The 21,315-nt window shown below is 61.1% G+C and carries 15 protein-coding genes; 8 read left to right on the plus strand and 7 right to left on the minus strand.

Translation table 11 applies throughout. The features are described 5' to 3' along the window. Positions 1 to 249: 249 nt before the first annotated feature. Complete coding sequence (locus tag HK23_RS02795) at positions 250 to 1,644, minus strand: MFS transporter (RefSeq protein WP_086652769.1); 1,395 nt, start codon at positions 1,642 to 1,644, stop codon at positions 250 to 252. 112 nt (positions 1,645 to 1,756) lie between these two features. Here HK23_RS02795 and HK23_RS02800 point away from each other — a divergent pair, with 112 nt between their 5' ends. The 3 genes from HK23_RS02800 to HK23_RS02810 all read left to right on the plus strand — a co-directional run bounded on the left by HK23_RS02800 (position 1,757) and on the right by HK23_RS02810 (position 3,939). Beyond that, positions 1,757 to 2,062 carry a CsbD family protein gene (locus HK23_RS02800; protein WP_086652770.1) on the plus strand — a complete coding sequence of 102 codons (306 nt, stop codon included), beginning with the start codon at positions 1,757 to 1,759 and terminating at the stop codon, positions 2,060 to 2,062. A 126-nt stretch (positions 2,063 to 2,188) separates the two neighbouring features. Next, positions 2,189 to 2,818 carry a ribonuclease HII gene (locus HK23_RS02805; protein WP_086652771.1) on the plus strand — a complete coding sequence of 210 codons (630 nt, stop codon included), beginning with the start codon at positions 2,189 to 2,191 and terminating at the stop codon, positions 2,816 to 2,818. Beyond that, positions 2,815 to 3,939: a site-specific DNA-methyltransferase gene (locus HK23_RS02810; protein WP_062141814.1), complete on the plus strand. Its 1,125-nt coding sequence runs from the start codon at positions 2,815 to 2,817 to the stop codon at positions 3,937 to 3,939. Before HK23_RS02805 ends, HK23_RS02810 begins: the two co-directional genes overlap by 4 nt. 111 nt (positions 3,940 to 4,050) lie before the next feature. On the opposite strand, the gene HK23_RS02815 is transcribed toward HK23_RS02810, so the two are convergent. The 5 genes from HK23_RS02815 to HK23_RS02835 all read right to left on the minus strand — a co-directional run bounded on the left by HK23_RS02815 (position 4,051) and on the right by HK23_RS02835 (position 11,947). Then, positions 4,051 to 4,659 carry an ankyrin repeat domain-containing protein gene (locus HK23_RS02815; RefSeq protein WP_063908099.1) on the minus strand — a complete coding sequence of 203 codons (609 nt, stop codon included), beginning with the start codon at positions 4,657 to 4,659 and terminating at the stop codon, positions 4,051 to 4,053. Positions 4,660 to 4,730: 71 nt separating this feature from the next. Beyond that, entirely contained in the window at positions 4,731 to 6,902 is a 2,172-nt protein-coding gene (locus tag HK23_RS02820; RefSeq protein ID WP_086652772.1) for a hypothetical protein, read from the minus strand. A gap of 5 nt (positions 6,903 to 6,907) precedes the next feature. Next, positions 6,908 to 9,847, minus strand: a complete 2,940-nt coding sequence (locus tag HK23_RS02825; protein WP_086652773.1) for a DUF4159 domain-containing protein — start codon at positions 9,845 to 9,847, stop codon at positions 6,908 to 6,910. Next, entirely contained in the window at positions 9,844 to 10,923 is a 1,080-nt protein-coding gene (locus HK23_RS02830) for a DUF58 domain-containing protein (RefSeq protein ID WP_256940028.1), read from the minus strand. Before HK23_RS02830 ends, HK23_RS02825 begins: the two co-directional genes overlap by 4 nt. A 4-nt stretch (positions 10,924 to 10,927) precedes the next feature. Further along, positions 10,928 to 11,947 (minus strand): AAA family ATPase, encoded by a 1,020-nt coding sequence (locus HK23_RS02835; RefSeq protein ID WP_086652774.1) that lies wholly within the window; start codon positions 11,945 to 11,947, stop codon positions 10,928 to 10,930. Between the two features lie 131 nt (positions 11,948 to 12,078). Between HK23_RS02835 and HK23_RS02840 the strand changes: the two genes are divergently transcribed. From HK23_RS02840 to HK23_RS02860, 5 genes are all read left to right on the plus strand, one after another. Further along, on the plus strand, positions 12,079 to 12,648 hold the full coding sequence (locus HK23_RS02840) for a DUF1285 domain-containing protein (RefSeq protein WP_256940033.1): 570 nt from the start codon (positions 12,079 to 12,081) through the stop codon (positions 12,646 to 12,648). Beyond that, entirely contained in the window at positions 12,645 to 13,859 is a 1,215-nt protein-coding gene (locus tag HK23_RS02845) for a CCA tRNA nucleotidyltransferase (RefSeq protein WP_086652776.1), read from the plus strand. Before HK23_RS02840 ends, HK23_RS02845 begins: the two co-directional genes overlap by 4 nt. A gap of 45 nt (positions 13,860 to 13,904) precedes the next feature. Further along, positions 13,905 to 15,692, plus strand: coding sequence for an ABC transporter ATP-binding protein (locus tag HK23_RS02850; RefSeq protein ID WP_086652777.1), 1,788 nt, complete (start codon positions 13,905 to 13,907; stop codon positions 15,690 to 15,692). Between the two features lie 186 nt (positions 15,693 to 15,878). Further along, a complete protein-coding gene (locus HK23_RS02855; protein ID WP_086652778.1) occupies positions 15,879 to 17,078 on the plus strand; it encodes an HlyD family secretion protein in 1,200 nt (399 codons plus the stop codon). Next, positions 17,075 to 18,652, plus strand: coding sequence for a DHA2 family efflux MFS transporter permease subunit (locus HK23_RS02860; RefSeq protein WP_086652779.1), 1,578 nt, complete (start codon positions 17,075 to 17,077; stop codon positions 18,650 to 18,652). The genes HK23_RS02855 and HK23_RS02860 overlap by 4 nt, the downstream gene beginning before the upstream one ends. Positions 18,653 to 18,739: 87 nt before the next feature. Here the strand turns inward: HK23_RS02860 and HK23_RS02865 are convergent, their stop codons facing one another. Beyond that, a complete protein-coding gene (locus HK23_RS02865) occupies positions 18,740 to 21,145 on the minus strand; it encodes a TonB-dependent receptor (protein WP_256940029.1) in 2,406 nt (801 codons plus the stop codon). Between the last annotated feature and the right edge of the window lie 170 nt (positions 21,146 to 21,315).

The following is a 21,315-nucleotide window of genomic DNA, read 5'->3' on the forward strand; positions in this document are numbered from 1 at the left end:
CACCTGACAGCTAGAGTGGACAGCAGGGGCTGCAATGCAGCCCTGCGGGAAACCAAAGGGCACAGTAGCAGCTTTTCCCAACCGTTCAATTTCAATCCTGACAAGAAACTGACCGTGGGAAGAGGGCTTCTGTTGTAACAAAAACTGGATTCGAGTTTACACGGACTGAAAATGCCATCCAAGATTTATTACGGAAAGAGAACACTATCAAAGCACGTTTAAAATAAGGTTTAAGATTGAAGGGCAGGCTCAGGACTTGTTGCCGCTCATGCAGGCACCTGCCTGAGGCGAGAGGCAGGCCGCAGCGGGCACGGCCAGCATGGAGATGGTCCCGGTCACCAGAAAGGCGGTTGAGAAATCATGCAGGGTTGGGGTCGCGTGCTGGCGCAGAATGTGCGTGAGCGTGAGGGTGCCCGCAGCCGTGCAGATGCCCACCGAGAGCATGAGCTGTTGCAGGGTGGAATAAAGGCTGGTGGCCGCACTCATGCGCTGCTTGGAAATATCCGCATAGGCAATCGTATTATAAGCTGAAAACTGCGTGGCCTGCGCCATGCCAGCCACAAACAGGATGAGAGAGAGCGTCCACAGCGGCTGGCCCTTCTGGAACCCGGCAATCAGGGCGAACAGAATGGCGGCGGAAAACCCGTTGGCCATCAGTACCCGTCTAAAGCCCCAGCGAGCCAGTGTGGCAGGCACAAAGGGGCGCATGGCAATGGCGCCGAGTGGTGCAATAAAGGTAATAGCTCCGCTCTGAGCGGCGTTGAGCCCCGCGCCAATTTGCAGAAACGTGGGGAACAGGAACGGGAGCGAACCGACCGCGACGCGGGAGGCGGCACCTCCCACCACGGAAATGGCGAAAGTAGGAACCCGGAACAGACTGAAATCCAGCAACGGGGCATCTGTGCGGCCGGCATGCAGGCCGTAAAGCCCCATCAGGCTGCTGCCCCCCACCAGCATACCCAGAACAAGCATCCCGCCACCTTCACCGTGGCTGAAGAGTTCCGCTGCGATGGAGAGAATGGCGAGCCCGCCGCCCGCCAGAATCATGCCGCGCAGGTCAAACGGCGGCGGGTTGGGGGTGCGGACATTCGGAATGAAACGGCGGGTCAGCAGTAACCCCACAAGGCCAACCGGAATATTGAGATAGAAATTCCAGCGCCATGACAGGTAGGTGGTGATGAACCCGCCGACCACAGGCCCCATCAGCGGACCGAGCGTTGCCGGGAGCATCATCCACGTCATGGTGCGGACCAGATCCTCCCGCGCCGTGCCGCGCAGCACCACCAGACGGCCCACCGGCACCATCAGCGCGCCCCCGATGCCCTGCAAAGTACGCATACAAGCCAGAAAAATCAGACTGGTAGCTGACGCACACAGCACCGAGCACGTCACGAACATGATGATGGCCCCGGTCAGCACCGTGCGACTGCCCAGCCTGTCCGCCAGCGCGCCGGAAGCGGGGATAAATATGGCCAGACCTATGATGTAGGAGGTCAGCGCTACGGATGTGGAGACCGTATCCACGTTCAGACTATGGGCAATGGAAGGGAGCGCCGTGGCCAGAATGGTGCCGTCCAGTTGCTCCATGAAGAACATGGAGGCGACGATAAGGGCGATCAGATGGGGGCGGGTGATAGACGGCATGCTAGCCAGAGACGTGTTTTTGCGGTCTGATGCAACAGAAGACCGTGCTCAAACGCTATTTTATGGCGACCGGCATTATGAATACGGAACGGTCTAAAAAAGGAGAAAGTTTATGGCTGACGATAAGCTCAAAAACATCGGCACGAAACTCGAAGGCGCAGCTGATGAAGTCAAAGGCCGCGTGAAAGACGCAGCCGGTGGTCTGACGGGTGATCTGGGTCTGCAGGCCGAAGGTAAGGTTGATCAGTTCTCCGGCATGGCGCAGCAGGAATTTGCTGATCTGTATGAAGAAGGCGAGGGTGTGGTGGAAAAAGCCGTGACCTTTGTGCGGGATAAGCCCTTGCTTTCACTGGGTATTGTGTCCTTCGTGGGGGTCCTGCTCGGCTGGCTGGTGTTCCCGCGTTCCAAGCGCTCCTGATAAAACATTTTCACCGGGACTCTTGCGCGTTCCGGTGAAAAGTGATTCTCCTCTTTCTACGGAGTCGCAATTGGTGCGACTCGGTTATTTTAACCGAGTCCTGCCAAATGAGTAGAAAGAGGGGCCATGCCGGATTTTACACGGGAGCAGCAACACGGCGGACGCGTCGCCGGTGTTGATGAAGTCGGGCGTGGCCCGCTGGCTGGTCCCGTGGTGGCTGCCGCTGTGGTGTTTGGCGCTGGTGTGCCGGACGACCTCGCAGCCGTTATTGATGATTCCAAAAAACTGAAGCCTGCTGTGCGTGAGGCCATTGCGGCCCGCCTGCCTGATGTGCCCGGCATTGAAATTGGCCTGGGCGCTGCCTCTGCAACCGAAATTGATACGCTGAATATCCATCACGCTGCCCATCTGGCCATGCAGCGCGCCGTCGCGCGTCTGCCGCATGTGCCGGACCATGTGCTGGTGGATGGAAACAAGCTGCCGTCTTTCGGGTGCAGTGCAGAAGCCATTGTGGGTGGTGACAGGCTCAGTCTTTCCATCGCCGCAGCATCCATCATGGCCAAAGTGGTGCGGGACCGCATCATGGCCCGTCTGGACGTGCGCTGGCCTGCTTATGGGTGGGAGCGCAATGCCGGATACGGCACCGTGGTCCACCGTGAGGCTCTGAGCAGCGTGGGGGTTACCCCGCATCATCGTAAAACATTCGGCACTGTGCGCCGGCAAATTGAACATCTTGCTATGGAGGGCCGGGCATGAGCGGCGCAAAATCAGTCACTATGGAACTTCCTCTTGATCAGATTCTGCGTGGCGAATGCGTGGAAACCATGCGCAGCCTGCCGTCTGGTTCAGTCGACTGCGTGTTTGCTGACCCGCCGTATAACCTCCAGCTGCGCGGTGAACTGCGTCGCCCGGATGATTCCCTCGTGGACGGCGTGGATGATGACTGGGACAAGTTTTCTGATCTGGCTGAGTATGACCGTTTTACCCGTGCATGGCTGACGGAAGCGCGCCGCGTTCTGCACAAGGACGGCACCATCTGGGTGATTGGCTCCTACCACAACATCTTCCGCATTGGCGCGATCCTGCAGGATCTGGGGTTCTGGATTCTGAATGACATCGTATGGCGCAAGTCCAACCCGATGCCCAACTTCCGTGGCCGTCGCTTTACCAATGCGCACGAGACGATGATCTGGGCCGCCCGTAGCGAAGACAGCCGCTATCGCTTCAACTATCAGGCCATGAAGGCCCTGAATGATGATGTGCAGATGCGCTCCGACTGGTATCTGCCGCTGTGCACGGGCAATGAGCGCCTGCGCAACGAGCATGGCCTGAAACTGCACCCGACGCAGAAGCCGGAAAGCCTGCTGCATCGCGTTCTGCTGGCCTCTACCTCTGTTGATGATGTTGTGCTGGACCCCTTTACCGGCACGGGCACCACGCCGGCTATGGCGAAGCGTCTGCGTCGTCGGTTTATCGGGATTGAGCGTCACCCGGATTATGTGGAAGCCGCTCTGGGCCGTGTGGCGCGGGAAGAACCGCTGTCCGATGATGCCGTGATGACGACGCAGGACAAGCGTGAAGCTCCGCGTGTGCCGTTTGGGAGTCTGGTAGAGCAGGGGCTTCTGTCTGCCGGTGTGGTTCTGGCCGATAAAAAACAGCGCGTGCAGGCCACGGTTTCTCCGGACGGTACGCTGGTGAGTGGCGATAAGCGCGGCTCCATTCACAAAATGGGCGCGATGCTGACCAATGCGCCGTCCTGCAATGGCTGGACCTTCTGGCACTTTGAGCGTGACGGCGTCTGGTTGCCGCTGGATGTACTGCGGCAGGAAAGTCTGGTGCAGTCTGGCCGTGGGGCCAGCAACGTAATTTCTGTCTGAACCGGAAACGGGGCAGGGGCCGGTCAGGCTTCGCCCCGTTTGCGTCTGGACGATGTTATAAAAAAAGCCGCCTCTTATGGGCGGCTTTTTTCGTGGCTTGAACTGTTCGGTTCAGCTTCCGCCAAACCCGAGGAAGCCAATATCGGGGCGGGCAGAGCCGCCGGTTCTGTCATAACGGCTGCTGGTGGCGGCTTCGGCATTATGTCGGCCAGCCGTGCCACCGATGGTCAGATGGCCTGCGCCGTCTTTGGTGTCCATGCCACGGGTTTCCGTGGCGACATCGGTGCGGGGGCGGTCATCATTGCCGCGCATGGAGAGCAGCAGGAAGATGATGGGGTTGCGGTTCAGGTCAATCGCCATATCCAGCGGCGTCTGACCCAGCATGTTGCGATGGTTCAGATCCGCACCACGGTTTACGGATTCCTTGGCTGAAAGCAGGCTGCCGCGGTTGATGGCGTCAAACAAAGCGGCAGTGGGTTCCATATCCGCGTTGGTACGGTCACCCTCTTCGTCATCATTGCCTTCGGCACCCGGGATGGAGGCCGGAGGGGCGGCGCGCTTCATGGCCTTGGCGGCTTCCGCTTTCTGGGCAGCTTCTTCAGCCGCCGCCTGCGCCTCAGCCTCGCGGGCGGATTGGGCCCAGACGGGCGTCGCACAGGCAAAAAGAAGACTGCCACCAACCATGAGAGCAGCCGGAGTAAAGCGGAAGAAACGGGTCATGATCTGTCCATAGGTGGAACCTGACTTCATTATTTATCACACCCGCGTGCGGGCGGAAAGGAAAACGGTATTCAGCGTCGTCCTTCCCGCCACCAGCCTGCAAACAGCAGGCAGAGCGACAGACCCAGCATAAGCCATGCCGGCAGCAGGGGCGTGGCACTTTTACCTGTGACAACATGCGCGTTGCGGTGCGGGAATCCCATCCAGTCCGCTCCGTGCTGGGTGCTGCCGTCTGCCAGCCGCAGGGACGGAACGCGGGGGGAGGCACTGTTATCCCCGGACCAGAACACGCCGCCACCAGAGGCTGAAACGACAGAGCTTATCCGGGTGGCCGTCGCCCGGAGGTCTGCAAATTCCTGCGGGTCCGGCTGCACCGGCGCGGCAAAGGCTTTGTGCGTACCGTCATCCACTTGCCAGATGCCCGGCTTGTCGGCCTGCATGCGGCCCACGCTGAGGCCGGCTGCGTCTTCCTTATTCCCGGCGTCTTCCGCTGGCGGCTTTAACGCCAGACTGATGGCTGGGCTGCCGGGCGGGGTGACGGTCACACTTTTTTGCGCGGCATCTGCTGTGCTGCGACGGGTTACAGTCAGTTCTCCGCCAGCAATCGCGGCCGTCAACTGCTCTTCTTCCAGCTCCGGCTCTTTCATCAGCCAGTGCGAGATCCGGCGCAGCAGCTCGGCCTGCGGGCCGCCGCCGCCTTCACCACGAGACCACAGCCAGATCTGGTCAGACAGCAAGAGGGCGACACGCCCCTGATCCACATGGTCCAGCACCAGAAGCGGGGCGTTATCCGGCCCGCTCATCAGGGTCTGACCATGCGTGGAATCGGGCTTAAGGGCGCGATACCACGGGCCCCACTGGCCGGGTATGGTCTGGGCTGTGTCCGCAGAACTGTTCTGTGGTGGCGCACCGGGCAGGGCCGCCGTGACTGGATGGCGGCGGCCTTCAGCTGTCAGCTTTGGGCGGAAACGCTGTTCGACCATGCCGCCCTCAGAAGGCACATGGGCGGGCAGAATGTCTCCTACAGGCGTGTCCTGCAACGTGCCGGGGCCGACAAATTCCGGACCGCCCGTCAGCAACAGTCCGCCACCTTTGCGTACAAAGCTGGCGATGTTGTTCAGATAGGCGTGCGGCAAAATGTTTCTGTTCTCAAACCCGTCCAGAATAATCAGATCAAACTGGTCGATCTTGTCCTGAAACAACTCCCGCACAGGGAAAGCGATCAGAGCCAGATCGGACAGCGGGGTGCCATCATCTTTGTCCGGTGGACGCAAAATGGTGAAGTGAATCAGATCAACCGACGGATCAGCCTTCAGCAAACGCCGCCAGACGCGTTCACCCTGATTGGGTGTGCCGGAAATCAGCAGAACGCGCAGACGGTCCCGGATGCCGGTAATGTGGGTGACGGACTGGTTGTTAAGTTGTGAGACCTCGCCTTCCAGCGGGGCTACGGAAAGGCTGACCAGCATCTGGCCCGGATGCGGCACCGGCAGGGAAATATCCTGCGGGGAGCCTGTGCGGACGGGAATGACAACCGGATCTTCCCCATTCACCCGCAGGGTGACGTCTGCCTGTGCGCCGGGTGTGGTGCCCGGCCCGGCATCATCCACCTGCACGCGCAGTTTGGCGGGCTGGCCGACAATGGCGTAGGGCGGAGCCTGCAAAATGCGCAGTTGACGGTCGGTCTCCTCGCCTTTGGCGGGCAGCAGAACATGCAGAGGGAGGGTGAGGTGCTTGCCGTCTGGCGTGGTGGGGCGCAGGCGGTCCGGCACGCTGGCCGGGATATCGGCGACCTGACCATCCGTAATCATGACCACTCCGGCCAGCTGGTCCGGCGGAACATCGGCGGCGGCCTGCTCCAGCGCATCAAACAGACGGGTGCCGTTATGGCCGGAATTCCGAACGGTGACGGTCCGCAGGTTCAGCCCATCTGTGTGGGCCTGTGCCAGTGTGCTGGCTGCTTGCCGCGCAATAGCGGCGCGTTGCCCGACGGACATGGAGGGCGACTGATCCACCAGCAGCAACGCCGTTTCCGGCAGCACATGCCAGCTTTCATGCAGGCGCTGCGGCCCGGCCAGCCACACCAGAACGGAGAGTAGCGCCGCCAGCCGCAAGAACGCGCCCTTCGTGCGGCGGAAAAGGGCATAGGCGCACAGGACAACTGCCAGAATACCGAGTGTTACCAGCACCCAGAGCGGCACCAGCGGCGCAAAACCAAGAGAACGGGCGAGAGACTGAGGCATGGTGCTTATTCTCCCAGCCGCTTGAGCAACATGGGCACATGCACCTGATCGGCCTTGTAGTTACCAGTCAGCGCATAAATGATGGTGTTGACGCCAAAGCGGTAGGCCAGTTGCCGCTGGTCTGCGCCATCCGGCAGGACGGCAAACGGGGTATTGCCGCTTTCATCCACCGCCCAGGCGTGTGCCCAGTCTGCGGAGCCGATAATCACCGGGCTGACATCATCATTCTCGGCTTCTCCTTCTCGCGCCACCCAGACGGGCTGTTCCGCATATCGGCCGGGAAATTCGTGCAGCATGTAGAAAGTGTGCGCCAGCAGGTGATGGTCCGTCATGGTCATGAGGGGCGGAATGGGCAGGCCGGCTGTCACGCGGCGCAGCGCTGAGCGCGTGCCGGGGGCGTCGCCCGCATAGGGGCCGGAAGCGTCAGTCTGGCTCCCGGAATCCTGCCCTTGCGTGTCAATCAGCACAATCCCGCCGTGGGCCATAAAGGCGGTGAGGGCAGCAGTCATGGCTGGTGTCGGCGCGGCGTCCGGCGTGATGGGCCAGTAGAGCAGGGGGTAATAGCTCAGATCATCCTGCCCGGGCCTAACCCCATCCGGGTGACCGAGCATGGCGGAGGTGCGGGCATTGGTATAGTCCGACAAGCCCTGAAGCCCCTGCCGGGAAACGGTATCAATATCGTCATGGCCGGTGATGACATAGGCCAGTCGTGTTTCCAGAGCCGCTCCGGGAACCGGCGTGGGGCCGGAGGGAGCCGTTGCTGAAGAGGATGTGGTCGAAGCCGGTGTGCCTGCGGCCGTATTCGTTCCAACGGTTCCGCCAGCGGCTGCTGCATTATGCTCAGACGATGCCCCTTGTGCGTAAGCGAGAACCGGGAGTGTCAGCGCGCCAGCCAGTAGCAGTGACAGGCTCTGTTTGCCGGGATGGTGGCCGATCACTCTGCGCAGGGAGAGCCCCGCGCGCATGGCCAGAACCAGCAGGCCATCCATAAGCAGCAGAAGGGCGGCGGCACAGAGGAAGAACGGAGCCAGCGCCGTATCCGGCCTGCGTCCGCCGGGGCTGGTGACGGTGCCGACCGGCGTTGCCGGGGCAAGTGCTGTGATCTGGCTGCTAGCGTTCAGCGCGCGACGGGCTGCGCGCGGGCCATACAGGCCGGGCGGATGGGCGGGAGAGACGGCTGTGCGGGCAAAATCGCTCGCTTTCAGGCCGCGCGCTGCGGGCGGAGGCGGGCCGAGCACGCCATCTCCATCCAGTGTCAGCACTGGTGCCAGAAGCGTGTCATCTGCAGGAATGGTTACGCCATTGGCGTGGTCTATCAGCCTTTGCAACATGGAGACAAACAGGCCGGAGAGCGGCAGGTTAGACCAGTCTGCTGTGCTGCTGACATGGAAAAGGATGATGTCGCCCTTGCCGAGTGCCGCATGGGTCACCAGTGGCGTTCCATCGGCCAGACGCGCCCAGCTATGGGCAGCAAGGTCTGCCACGGGGCTGGCCAGAACCTGCCGGGAAATGGTGACATCTGCCGGAATATCCAGCCCGTGGAATGGAGAGGTGGCATCAAACGGGGCCAGCTTTTGCGGCGCGCCCCACGTCATGGTGCCGCCGAGTTGACGGGAGCCGTCCAGCAAGGCGACGGGGAGCAGATCAGCCGTTGGGTCTGCTGAGGGGCCGCCCGCTGCGGGGCGGGTTTCTGCTGTGTCTGTGTCGTCTCCCGCAGGGGCCTCGGGGGCAGATTCAGAACTGTCTGCGCTAGCGCCATGTTGCGCGCCAGCCAGAGCGGGGCCTGCAAAGCGGATCAGGGTGCCACCCTTTTTCACCCAGTCCTTTACCTTCTGGCGGATAGCCGGATTTGCCAGCGTGCCATCTGGCGCGATGATGACTGAGAGCGGCTGAGCCAGCAGGGTAGCAGGCGTGCCCTCATGCAGGTCTGCCGTGGGGGCGAGGGCACGGCGCAGATAGAATAGCGGGCCGATAAGCGGGGTATCCGCTGCGCCGGAGGTCATCAGTCCCACAGGGCGCAGGCGGTCGCCTTCATCAAATAGGAGCGTGGTTACAGCACTGGCCTGACCAGCCAGAGAAAGCTGGTCAATCCGGTTGCGCACGGCGGTCGGCAGCGTGACGGGCACATCCATCTGCGCGGCTCCGGCAGGTAGAACCAGCGGCAAAACAGCGAGCGTCCCGCCATCCTGCGCATGAACGCGTACGGACAGGGAGCGTGGGGCGGGCTGGGGGAGCGCCAGAAGGCGGGCCATCTGAGTGCTGTTACGCTCAGCAGCCGGAGCAAGGGCCAGAACAGAGGCGTCCGGGAAGTGGATTTCCTGCACGGGGCCAAAAGCGCGCAGGGCGCGGGCAAAGGCCTCATCACCCGGGGAGGTAACGCCATCTGCCAGATACAGTACGGTGCCATTGGTGTGGGGCAGTTTATTTAACGCCTGAGCCACGGCAGCGCGATCCGTGCGCCAGGGGGCCGGGCGCATGCTGTCCAGTTCCTGCCGTACAGCCACAGCGGCGCGCGGAGTAGGGGGCTGGACCTCGTGGCCGTCAGCAGCGGGAGTCGTGCGGACAAACAGAATGCTGCGACCGGCGTGGTCGGCATCCTCTACCAGCCCCTGGGCCGTGGCGATGCGACGGCCCCAGTCTGAGGCGGAGAACAGGCCATCATCCATCACCAGCAGTAGCGGGCCGTGGCCGGTGCTGGGCAGGCGGTCTCCCTGCATGACAGGTTGAGCCAGCCCGAGAACCAGACAAGCCACAGCAGCAAGCCGGACCAGCAGGAGCCATAAAGGAGAACGGACGGCATCATTCTGATGTGGGCGCAAAGTGCGCAGCAGGGCGACTGCCGGAAAAATCTGGGCACGCGGAGCAGGGGGCGTGGCGCGGAGCAGCCACCAGACAACCGGGAGTGTCAGCAGGCCAAACAGAGCCAGCGGGGCAAGAAAAATCATGAGCGCACCCCGGAGTGGCCGGACAGAAGAGCATGGAGCGCCAGCAGTGTGGGCATGGGCGGAGCTTCCGTGCTGTGCAGAACAAGGTCATGCCCGTAACGGGTGGCGAGGGTGGTCAGCTGTGCGTTTCGTGCTTCGACCAGATGCACGTAGTCCTGTTGCAGGCTTTGCACGTTGGGGAGGTCGATTTCCGCTTCACCTTCCAGCCCCTCAAACCGCACGCGGCCCTGATACGGCAGAGTGCGTTCCGCCGGGTCCGTGACCTGCACCAGATGAGTGCGGACGGGGCGACCGGCGAGATGATGCAGGCAGGTCTGAAAGGCTTCTTCTGCACACAGAAAATCACTGACGACCAGCAACTGGGCATAACGCGGCAGCACGGCGGAGGGAGGCAGGGCCGGACGTTTGGTATCAGGTGTGCTCGCAAGCTGGGCCAGCCCCAGGGCCAGTCGTTCCAGCGGGCTGCCTCCGGGGGGCAGAATGGCGGGGCCGGAGGGGGTGAGGAGCTGAACACGTTCCCCCTTCCGCAGCAGAAGGGCTGCGGTTGCGAGGGCGATCAGAATGGCGCTGTCCTGCTTTTCCGGCAGGGACGGGCTGGAACGCCACGCCATGGAGGGGGACAGGTCACACCAGATGAAAACGGTCTGGGCGGATTCGGCTTCCGTTTCACGCACATAGGCGTGTGTGCTGCGGGCAGACTGCCGCCAGTCGATATGGTTGGCCGGCTCTCCCGGCAAAGCCTGGCGGTATTGCCAGAAGGTTTCTCCGCCGCCGGAGCGCCGCTGACCGTGCTGCCCGGCAAACAGGGTTGCGGCAATATGGTCGGCCTGAAGCACCAGCCCCGGCAGGCGTGCCGCCAGAGCGGCGGCCGTGTTGGTGGTGTTTGCGGTCAGAGCCGGAGACGAATCAGGCCGTCGGGCGCGGGTGTGGAATGCTCCGAACAGGCCGCCAGAGGATTCAGCCGTGCTGGCGTTGGCCCTGCCTTCACGCTCTGCGGAGGAGCGTGCAGCAGACGGCGCTCCCTGAGTGAACAGGCGACGGAACAGACCGGATGGAGAAAAAACAGGCCGTGCCAAAGGGTTAGCCCAGCCGGTTGACGAGCCGTGTCAGCACATCGTCCAGCTGCACGCCGTCTGCCCGGGCGGCAAAGGTCAGCGCCATACGGTGCGCCAGCACAGGGCGGGCAAGGGCAATTACGTCATCCAGACTGGGGGAGAGGCGTCCGTCCAGCAGGGCGCGGGCGCGGGTAGCGAGCATCAGCGCCTGTGCGGCACGCGGGCCGGGACCCCACGCAATCTGGCTGCGGAGGGTTTCATCCGGTGAGGTCTCCGGCCGCGCTGAGCGGACCAGAGCCAGAATGGCATCCACAATTTTTTCACCAACCGGCAGGCGGCGGACCAGAGCCTGTGCGTCCATCAGCCCAGTGGTGTCCATAATCGGCTGGGCCTGTGCGTCCTGCGTGCCGGTGGTAGCCAGCAGCATGGTGCGTTCGGCCTGCTCATCCGGGAAGGTCAGCGGGATTTGCAGCATGAAGCGGTCAAGCTGGGCTTCCGGCAGCGGGTAGGTGCCTTCCTGCTCCAGCGGATTCTGGGTGGCGAGCACATGGAAGGGGCGCGGGAGCGGATGTTCTGCCCCGGCAATGGCAACGCGACGTTCCTGCATGGCCTGAAGCAGGGCGGACTGCGTGCGCGGGCTGGCGCGGTTGATTTCATCCGCCATCAGCAACTGGCAGAACACAGGGCCGGGCACAAAGCGGAAGCTGCGGCGGCCTGAGGCGTCCTCATCCAGAATTTCACTGCCGGTAATGTCAGAGGGCATCAGGTCCGGCGTAAACTGGACGCGGCGGGCATCCAGCCCCAGCACGGTGCCAAGCGTTGTCACCAGCAATGTCTTGCCCAGACCCGGCGCACCCACCAGCAGCGCATGGCCGCCGGCCAGAATGGCGGTCAGCGTCTGGCTGATCACTTTGTCCTGACCAAAGATGATACGGGACGTTTCCTGCCGGGCGCGCTGGAGGCGTTCACAGATCATATCCGCTTCACGCACGTCGGGCATGGTGGCAGGCTGGCTGGCGAGGGGCGATGTGTCTGATGAGGTCATGGGTCCAGTCTGACAGATACAGGGCTTACATCAAGCGGGGTATCATCCCTATATCATGCTCAAAGCAGTGAAACAGTCACGAACAGGATGCTCCACCGGTGAATGCTGAAGGCCAAACCCAGAAGAATGCGGTGTCTCACCACACCGCCTGCACGGAAAAAGCCGCAACGGGCGAGGCGCCGGGGAAGTTGCCGTTTCTTATTCGTCGTGATGGTGTCTGGCTTTATCGCGGGTCACCCATCAAGCGGAAGGAAATGGTCTGTCTGTTCGGCTCCTTGCTAACGCGGGATGAGGCCGGCGGCTATCTGCTGCGCTCCCCGTTTGAGACGGGATATATTGACGTAGAGGACGTGCCCTTTCTGGCTGTTGAGCTGGACTGGAAAGGCTGTGGCCGCATGCAGAAGCTGTGTTTCCGCACCAATGTGGATGAACCCGTGGTCGCCAGCCGTGAGCATCCGATTCGGGCTGTCTGGAATGTGCCGAGCGAGGCCTGTGGCGACGGTGGGTGTCCGCCCTATCTGCTTGTACGCACAGGAGAAGGGCAGTTTCCGATAGAAGCGCGGCTGTCTCGCCCGGTCTGGTATGAACTGGCGGCGCTGGCAGAACCCGGCATGTGTCATGGCGTGCCTTGCATGGGCGTGTGGAGTTGTGATTGCTTCTTCCCGCTGGCCCGGATGCCTGTCGAAAACTCCGATATATGACGACGCAACAGCAGGCCGCGGAAACACACCTTTCTCCGCAGCAAAACCAAGCGCTTGCGCTGATCTGGCAGGTCCTGCCGGAGGCGCGTCTGGTAGGCGGTGTTGTGCGGGATCTGCTGGTGGGGCGGGCCGTTGCCGATATTGATATGGCGACCCCGGAGCCGCCGGAGCAGGTGCTGGCGACGTTGAAAAAGGCCGGGATCAAGGTCGTGCCCACAGGTCTGGCGCATGGGACGGTGACGGCGGTGATTGACGCCGCCCCGTATGAAATCACCACCCTCCGGCGGGATGTGGAAACGGATGGGCGGCATGCCGTCGTGGCGTGGACTGCCGACTGGCGGGAAGACGCCGCCCGGCGTGATTTTACCATCAACGCCATGTCACGCGGGCGGGATGGCGTTCTGCATGATTATTTTGGCGGGCGGGATGATCTGGCGCAGGGCCGGGTGCGCTTTGTGGGAGAAGCCGCGACCCGCATTGAGGAAGACGCGCTGCGGATTCTCCGCTTTTTCCGTTTTCAGGCGCGGTATGGCAGCAATCAGCCTGACCCCGAGGCCATGCAGGCCATTACGCAGCAGGCGGATTTGTTGTGCGGGCTTTCTGTTGAGCGAATCTGGTCCGAACTCAAACGGATTCTGATCGGGCCGAATGTGCCGGATGTGCTGACGCTGATGGATCGGACAGGCGTGCTGACAGTGCTGTTCCCCGGGGGTGTGACATGTGCGCGTCTGGTGCGCATGCTGGATGCTGGTGGGCCTGCGGATGCGGTCCTGCGTCTGGCGGCTCTGGTGCCTGAAGAGAAAGCCGGGCTGGCTCGTCGCCTGAAACTTTCAAAGGCAGAGGGCGCGTTTCTGATTGGCGTGTCCGATGGGCCTGTACCGGAGCCCGGCATGACAGACGCTGATCTGCGCCGCCTGCTGGTGAAGGACCCGCCCGAAGTGCTGCTCGGGCGCACATGGCTGCGGCAGGCAGAAAAGCCGGACAGTGCAACACCGAACGACTGGCTTGCGCTGAGAAGCGCGCTCTCCGCGATGTCACCGCCGGCTTTCCCTCTGGCCGGGCGTGATGTTCTGGCCGCAGGGCACCCGCCGGGGCCGCAGGTTGGGGCCGTGCTGGAACAGGTGCGTGCATGGTGGCTGGCGGAGGGCTGCACGCCGCCGCGGGACGCGTGTCTGGCGTTCCTGAAAAAGGTTTTAAAACCACAAAGCTAGGGTGCCCCTTTGCATAGCGAGGCATGAGGCTGGTAGAGGTCTCGCATGACTTCTGCAAAGCCTGATGGTGCGGCTGCTGCCAGCCGCCGTTCCCTGCTGCCCGATGACTCGCGCGTTTTGCTGCAACGCCTCTGGCGGGAGCAGGTGCGTCAGCACCCTGCGCGGATTGCCGCGGTAATTGTGCTGACGGTGCTGACTGCCGCTCTGACGGCTCTGTATCCGCTGGTCATTCAGCGGGCGCTGGACATGTTTGCCACGCATGATTCCCGCATTCTGTATCAGGTGCCGCTGCTGGTGGTGCTCATCACCATTTCCAAGGCGGCCTCCCAATATGCGCAGACTCTGGCAGCGCAGGGGCTGGTGCTGGTGGTGATTCGCGGCTTGCAGGGCGAGATGTTTGACCATCTGGTACAAACTGATGTCACCCGCATTGAGCGTGAACCACCCGCCAAACTTGCTGCCCGCTTTACGACGGATGCAGTCTCCATCCGCGAGGCAATGATTCGCGCGGTTAACTCGCTGGGCGACGTGGTGACAGTGGTCGGGCTGATTGCCTCCATGTTCTATATGGACTGGGAACTGAGCCTGATTGCCGGTCTGCTTTACCCAATCGCCGCCGTGCCGATTCAGAAGCTCGGCAAACGTGTGCGCCGGGCCTCTGGTGGCATGCAGGAGAGAATCGGTGAGACAGCAGCCTTCCTGACCGAAAGCTTCTCCCAGGCCCGCACGGTGCGCGTGTACGGCATGGAGCAGAAAGAAAGTGCGCGGGCTGCTCTGTCCTTTGACCATCTTTATAGCGCGATGCTGCGTATTACCCGTGGTCGCGCCCGTGTGGACCCTCTGCTGGAAGCGCTGGGCGGGTCTGCCGTGGCGGCTGTGCTGGGGTTTGCAGGCTGGCGTGCCGCGATGGGCGGGGCAACGCTGGGGGATTTCTCCGGCTTTGTGGCGGCTCTGCTGCTGGCAGCAAGGCCGCTGCGGGCACTGGGCGCGCTGAATGCCGCCTTGCAGGAAGGTCTGGCGGGCCTTGTGCGTGTCTTTGATGTGATTGATGAAAAACCGGCTGTTCTGGAACGGGCCGGGGCCATAACGCTGCCGTCGGGGCAGGGGCATCTGGCGTTTGAAGATGTTGGCTTTATCTACCCGGATGGGCGCGTGGGGCTGGAAGGGTTGAGTCTGGAAGCGGCCCCCGGCTTTACCGTTGCACTGGTCGGGCCGTCTGGCGCGGGTAAGTCCACGGCGCTTTCTCTGGTGCCCCGTCTGCATGACGTAACGTCTGGCCGGATCATGCTGGACGGGGTGGACCTGCGGGATCTCACGCTCTCCAGCCTGCGGCATGCCATTGCCTATGTCAGTCAGGACCCGCTGCTGTTCGATCTTTCCATCCGCGATAATATTCTGATCGGGCAGGAAGATGCGTCCGATGAGGCCGTGCGGGAAGCAGCCCGTGCGGCGGCAGCGGAGCCGTTCATTCTGGCGCTGCCGGATGGGTATGACACGGTGGTTGGTCCCGGTGGCCAGCGTCTGTCTGGCGGCCAGCGGCAGCGCGTGGCGCTGGCGCGCGCTCTGCTGCGGAATCCGCGCCTGCTGCTGCTGGATGAAGCAACCAGCGCGCTGGATAGCGAGAACGAGGCCGCCGTGCAGGAAGCGCTGGGCACATTGCGCCATTCCCGTACCACCATTGTGGTCGCGCACCGGCTTTCCACCATCCGCTCTGCCGATCTTGTGGTGGTTATGCGGGAAGGGCGTGCGGTGGAATATGGCACGCATGACGAGCTGATTGCTCAGGATGGCCTGTATGCCCGGCTGGTTCGCACGCAGGGGCTGGACCGCTAAGGCGGGTCTTTTTCCCCACATCTGAAACGCTTTTTAGCCGGAACTGGCGCGGCGGGTCGTATGCCCGCTTGAAGCCTTTTTCCGATCATGCCACATACTGACCGAACCGATCGGTCAGCGAAGCGGGAGCGAGCGCTTCCGTGACTGGCTTTGTGTATGAAGTGTGTTTCAGGGACGGGAAACAGAATGGCCGACGACCATAACGAGCAGTCTGATGCAACGTCTGATAACGGGAGCGCCCCGCCAGAGAAGAAGAAAAGCGGGCGTGGCAAGATTATTCTGACATGCGTTGTCATTGTGCTGGCGGTGGCGGCCGGGGTTTACTGGTTCCTGACGCGCAATGAAGTAGAAACGGACGATGCCTTTACCGCAGGCCGCGCCGTCTCTATCGCCCCGCATGTGGGTGGTTATGTGACGGAACTGCTGGTGAACGATAACCAGTTTGTCCGCAAAGGGCAGGTTCTGGCCCGCATTGACCCCAGAGACTGGCAGGCCGCGCGCGATAAAGCTGCGGGTCTGCTGGAAAAATCTCAGGCCGGGATGCAGGCGAGTGACATGATGCACCTGGTTGCTCTGCAGAGCTATCCGGGCCAGCTGGTCCGGGCACAGGGGAACCTGGCTTCCGCCAAGGCGCAGCTTTTTAAAGCGGAAACCGATTATAAACGGCAGCATTCTGTAGAACGCGCCGCAACCTCGCAGCAGGATATTGATTACGCCCGCGCTGCGCTGGAAGCCGCAAAAGCGCAGGTGCAGGAAGCGCAGGGTGCCGTACAGATTGCCACCCCGGTGCAGCCGAACATCAAGAACGCCCAGATTTCGGTTAGCCAGCAGGAAGGTCAGGCAAAAGCTGATCAGGCCGAACTGGATAACGCAAACCTCAATCTGGAATGGACGGTGATCCGCGCTCCGTGTGATGGCTGGATCTCCCAGCGTAATCTGGAGCAGGGCAACTATGTCCGCGCCGGGCAGGTTGTGCTGTCCATTGTAGAGCCGGAAGTCTGGGTTATGGCGAACTACAAGGAAACGCAGATCACCCGCATCCGCCCCGGTCAGACGGTGGATATCAAGGTGGATGCCTATCCGTCTCTCAAACTGCACGGGCATGTCGATTCTCTGCAGAAGGGCACAGGGGCAACTTTCAGCGCCTTCCCGCCTGAAAACGCGACCGGCAACTACGTGAAGATCGTGCAGCGTGTGCCGGTAAAAATCCTGATTGATGACGGTCTGGACCCCAACCAGCAGCTTGCTCTGGGCATGTCCGTGATCCCCGTTGTGCATGTAGATACGCAGGGCCATTCCGACGCCGCGCCGCAGGATGTGCAGCAGGCCGTGGCGCAGCGCCAGAAAGCAGCCTCCACAGCTGGCCATGAGACCGCCGCGCAATGAGTGCTCAGGACGAGGTCGTCGCCGGAGGGTGGAAGCCCAAGCATAATCCATGGTCCGTCGCCTTCATTGTGACGATGGCGGCGTTCATGGAAATTCTTGATACGACAATCGTCAACGTGTCCCTGCCGCACATCGCCGGGAGCTTATCCAGCACCTACGATGATGCGACATGGACGCTGACGGCGTACCTCGTCGCAAATGGTATTGTGCTCACCATCTCCGGGTGGCTGGGCAAGGTTTTTGGCCGAAAACGATACTTTCTGATCTGTATTGTGATGTTTACGGTTTCCTCCTTCCTGTGTGGCATGGCCACCAGTCTGGGGGAGCTGATTGTGTTCCGCATGATGCAGGGCTTCTTTGGGGGCGGCCTGCAACCCAACCAGCAGTCCATTATTCTGGATAGTTTTCCGCCGGAAAAACGCGCGGCAGCCTTTGGGCTGACGGCGATTGCGGCAGTCGTCGGGCCGGTGATTGGCCCGACGCTGGGCGGCTGGATTACCGATAACTTCTCATGGCGCTGGATCTTCTTCATCAACGTGCCGTTCGGTATTCTCACAACGCTGGGTGTGGCTGCGCTGGTGGAAGATCCGCCGTGGGCCAGAAAGCGAAAAGCCCCGGTTGATTTGATCGGTATCAGCCTCATCACCATCGGGTTTAGCTGTCTGGAAGTGATGGTGGACCGTGGTGAGGATGCCGACTGGTTTGGCTCCACCTTTATCCGCGTGATGTGTGTGCTTGCCGTGCTGGGGCTGGGTGGCGCTGTGATGTGGCTGCTGCATACGGATAAACCTGCGGTGGATCTGCGGGTGTTCAAGGATCGCAACTTTGCTGTGGGCACGGCGATGATGGGGGCGATGGGCGCACTGCTTTATTCCTCCGCAATTATCGTCCCGCAGTTTGCCCAGCAGGTGATGGGCTATACGGCTACGCTGGCCGGGCTGGTTCTTTCTCCGGGTGGGATTGCAGTCATTATCCTCATCCCGATTGTGGGAAAGCTGATGAGCATTTTCAGCGTCCGCAGCGTCATCGCGTTAGGTTTTACGCTGATGGGGCTCTCGCTGTTCTTCTCAGCACAACTGACGCCGCTGCTGGATTTTAAGCATCTGGTCTTCTTCCGTATGAGCCAGACGGCATGTCTTGCGTTCCTGTTTGTGCCACTTTCCACCATTGCGTATTCCACTATTCCGGGACACCTGAATGCGGATGCGTCGGCGCTGTTCAGCATGGCGCGTAACGTGCTGGGGTCTCTGGCTATTTCCGGGGCCACAGCGCTGCTGATGGAGCGGAAGCAGGCGCATCAGGCGCATATGGTCCACTGGATGACGCCTTATAACCAGCCGTATAATGAGTATCTGACGCAGGCCCAGAATGCCGGCATCAACCGGGGGCTGACGCCGGAGAACGCGCAGGCTGTGGCCCAGCATGTGCAGTATCTGGAGTTCTCCCGTCAGGTCGCCATGCTGACCTATAATGAGGTCTTCATGATCCTCGGGATTGGCGCGTTCCTGTGCGTGCCGTTCTGCTTCCTGCTGTCCAGCATCAAAAGTGGCGGCAAGCCCACGGGCGCGCACTAAAGCACGCTCGTCGGCCTCAGTGGCCGCAAGGGCGATGCCACTTGCTGGCCATGTAAGCCATCAGGGCAGCAGGGAAACGTACCGGCTCTAAAAGCCGGTTGAGACGGAAACAACCCCGGCAAAGCCCCCACCCACAAAATAGGTGGGAGCTTTTCCCGCAATGTTGGTGCCGTAAACCCCCTGTGTAGTGCGAGCGTTTGCGGAAACACTGTTAACCCCGGACAGATAACCCGACTGACAAAGATTGATCAGGTTGAGCTGGATCTGTGGAGAGCGCGCAAAGCCCACCTGCCGCAGCCGGTAGCCCATGCTGAGATTGGCCGTCATAAAGCCGGGAATACGCTCATCATTCATGAAGGTGGAATAGGTTGGCCCCACGTAATTGAGCGTGAACTGACCAAACAGATGCGTGTCATCATAGGACAGGCCAAGACTGCCGGAAAAATCGGGGGTGCGAATGGCCTTTTTGCCCCGTGTGGGCAGGTAGTCCATGCCTGATTTCAGATTATTGTCGATGGTGGCGTGAATATACTGGGCCGAGAGGTAAGGGCTGAAATGGTGCCAAGGCTTGAGGCCGACCTCAAGCTGTGCGCCGCGGGCTGTCTGCCCCCCTCCATTGAGAGATTCCGTCACCAGCGCACCATTCAGGTTGCTTGTTGTGCTGATCTGGCGATTTGTAAAATTGTAATTGAAGAGAGCGGCCGAGACGTTGATTTGCCCGGTATGGCGGTAGCCTAGTTCTTCGCCAATGGAATATTCGGGGCGTGTGTCACTGGTGGCGCTGCGGGTCTGTGCCCCGGTAGCAACGCTGAAACGGTCATTATAGCTGGAAATGCCGGAGGGGGCGCGGAACCCTGTTGTCCCGTTCAGGAAGATCTGGTCCCTCGGCGTCAGGTCATAACTGGCGGAAAGCTGAGGCTGGGGCGAGAAATAGCTGGCTCCGTTGCGGTAGCGTGCGCCCGCAAGCTGGTTGCTGATGGTGCGCGTGACCATAATAGCGCGAAACGTGGCGGAAAGCGTCAGCCGGTTGGACAGAGCATGAAAGCGGTCCTGCACAAACAGGGCATTCACCTGCTGCACAAGATGCGAGTTGTAGGAGGTCAGCGGGTCTCCTGATGCCGTCAGAATAGGGTAATACCCCCGCATGTTTGAAACCCCGCCAGTTGCATCCACGGCGGCATAACGAGAGGGGTTTGAATAATCATAATAGGAATACCACGCGCCTCCTGTCAGGCTGTTGCGATCTGCATCCCAGCGCAGGGATGCCGTGATACCGGAATGGGCCTGTTTGAAGGTATCCGTTGCAACAGCGGTAATCAGACCTGTCTGGGAGTCAGCACTGGCCTGGAGTAGCCCGGCGGGCTGGTTGCCCTGATAGCTGTGCTGCGGGTCAAGCGTAGTGCCAAACCCGTCATACCCCGAGACATAAATGAAATAGGGTGTGAGCGAGAGATGGAAATGCCGGTTTAGTCTGAATTCCAAGGGGGCTGTCAGCAAGGTCTGGGCGCGGGCGTTTTCCTGCAACAGGTAATAGGCACTGTCACCCTCGGTATAATGGGATGAATAATTGAAATGGGTACCACTGGCATGCCATTGCGTACGCGTGGGCGCGCGCAGGTAATATTGCCGCTGCCGGTTGAAGGAGAAAATGAGTGAGGCCGAACTGCCCTTGCCCCATTCCCGCAGCAGGCGGCTGTCCACATGGTAGCGTGGGCTGTCTCCGGCCCCGCGCCACTGGTTGGCGTTGCGGTAGGAAAAAGAGGCAAAACCAGTTACCCCTGTATGGCCGATTTCTCCACTGTCCAGCCGCAGAAATTCACGGTTGAGCGCATAGGACCCGTAAGAAAGATCCATAAAACCGCCTGCTGTTTTGCGCGGTTTGATCATATGCACACTCAGCTGGCCGCCTACCGCGTTGTAAAGTGGTGCCGTCGCATCTGCTGCGCCCTGCGTGAGGGTAACGGAACTGATGTTTTCCGTATCTGCCGTGGCGGAGGTGTAAGGCATCAGGAAAAGTGGCGGGGCAGCGGGTACGCCTTCAAACAGATACCCGATTTCCGTCTGGTCCAGCCCGCGGATGGACAGCCCCTGCTGGTCATCATTCGTGCCGAGCGGGTCATTGGCGGAATAAATCACACCGGGCAGGGCCGCAATCATGGCAGTAGGGCTCTCGGTGGGGCTCTGGCGGGCAATGTAGTCTCGCGTCAGGCCGCTCTGCGCGTGGGGCGTACGCTGCTGCGGCATCAGGCCACCGCCGGCAGTGCGGCCCGTGGTGCCATCTGCGGTGGTATGGCTTTTGACGGTAATGTATTCCGGGTGTGCCGGCGCTGAGCTTTTCTTTTTCTGCTCGCGTGTTGTTTCTTCCGTTGTTGTGCTGGCTGTTTCCGTCGCGGCATCTGCTTCAGGCGTGCCGCACAAGCTGGATAATGCCGTGGCCAGCATCAGCATGGAGACAAGAGTGCTGTCGGGAAAAGAAGAGGAGGCGCGCGGCATGCTGGTCAGACTTTTTATCGGATTTTATTGATTTTTTCATAGCCTATCGGTCTTCTCAGAAGACTCAAATGTTATATCATAACATTTCTGTTAGAAGGGCTATGAAGCCTCATCCAGCCCGCTTGGGGGCGTGTATTAAAGCTGCTTCAGGCAGGAGATATGGAAAGGGG

The sequence above is a fragment of the Acetobacter malorum genome, assembly GCF_002153605.1.
GTDB classification, from domain to species: Bacteria; Pseudomonadota; Alphaproteobacteria; order Acetobacterales; family Acetobacteraceae; genus Acetobacter; species Acetobacter malorum_A.